This window comes from Vibrio sp. 1731, from assembly GCF_033339955.1.
GTDB lineage: Bacteria > Pseudomonadota > Gammaproteobacteria > Enterobacterales > Vibrionaceae > Vibrio > Vibrio alginolyticus.
Map to the genome: position 1 here is coordinate 1 of NZ_JAWOVO010000105.1, position 1,251 is coordinate 1,251.

Genomic DNA, 1,251 nt, shown 5'->3' on the forward strand with positions numbered 1-1,251 from the left:
TTCCGTCACATAGGCGTTACCCGGGCCAAAAATTTTATCCACTTTGGAGACGCTTTTCGTACCGTACGCCATTGCAGCGACCGCCTGTCCACCACCGACATTGTAAACTTCATCAATGCCGCACAACTTGGCAACGTACAAAATTTCATCTGCAATCGGTGGAGGAGAACAAAGCACCACTTTACGACAACCAGCGATTTTTGCGGGCACGCCCAACATCAATACTGTCGATGGCAATGGCGCGCTACCACCAGGAATATACAACCCTACTTTTTGAATGGGACGTGTCACTTGCTCACACATCACTCCAGGTTGTGTTTCCACTTTAATTGGTTGTGGCTTTTGTGCTTTATGAAATTTAGCAATGTTGCTGTACGCCTGCTCCAGTGCTTGTTTCATTTCCGCAGAAAGGCGCTCTGAAGCCGCATTAATTTCTTTGGATGGAACTCGGATTGATTCCGGTTTTACACGGTCAAACTTTTCTGTAAGTTCTAATAGCGCTGCGTCACCTTGAGTACGCACCTTTGCGATCACATCCGCAACTGCAGCGGTAATATTCGCGCCTTCCGCAATGGCAGGACGCTCCAAAATTGCATCTTGTTGCTCTTCACTCAGTGATTGCCATACAACAGTTCTCATTGCCGTTACTCCATCATTTTTTCAATTGGTAGCACTAGAATTGAGCTCGCACCCAGTTCTTTTAGCTGTTCCATGGTTTCCCAGAACAAGTTCTCTGTACTCACCAAATGAACGGCAACTTTCTGTTTGTCTGCTGATAGTGGTAAAACGGTTGGATCTTCTGCGCCCGGCAGTAATGCTTTAATTTGCTCCAATTTTCCAGCTGGTGCGTGCAGCATGATGTATTTTGATTCTTTTGCCTGTTGAACGCCTTGCATACGAGTTAGCAATTTATTGATCAACTCTGCTTTGTCTGCGTCGAACTCACCAATGCGTTGGATAAGCGTCGCTTTGGATCTGAAGATGACTTCGGCTTCTTTCAGGCCGTTTGCTTCTAATGTTGCACCTGTAGAAACCAAATCTGCAATCGCATCCGCTAAGCCCGCTCGTGGTGCAACTTCCACAGAACCAGTGAGCATACAAGTTGAGAATGGCACGCCGGCTTCATCCATGTACGCTTTAAGAAGTTGAGGGTAAGTCGTTGCGATGCGTTTGCCTGCGAGATCTTGTGGACCGTTGTATTCTTCATCTTTATCGATGGCGATGGACAAACGGCAGCCACCAAAATCCAGT

Annotated in this window: 2 protein-coding genes; both read right to left on the minus strand. The window is 46.9% G+C overall.

Annotated features, from left to right (window positions below; all coding sequences use genetic code 11):
- The coding region (gene hisD, locus R7035_RS25490; RefSeq protein ID WP_318146352.1) for a histidinol dehydrogenase at window positions 1-639 on the minus strand (639 nt) is incomplete at its 3' end.
- 5 nt (window positions 640-644) lie between these two features.
- On the minus strand, window positions 645-1,251 hold a 607-nt coding region (hisG, locus tag R7035_RS25495), incomplete at its 5' end, for an ATP phosphoribosyltransferase (RefSeq protein ID WP_318146353.1).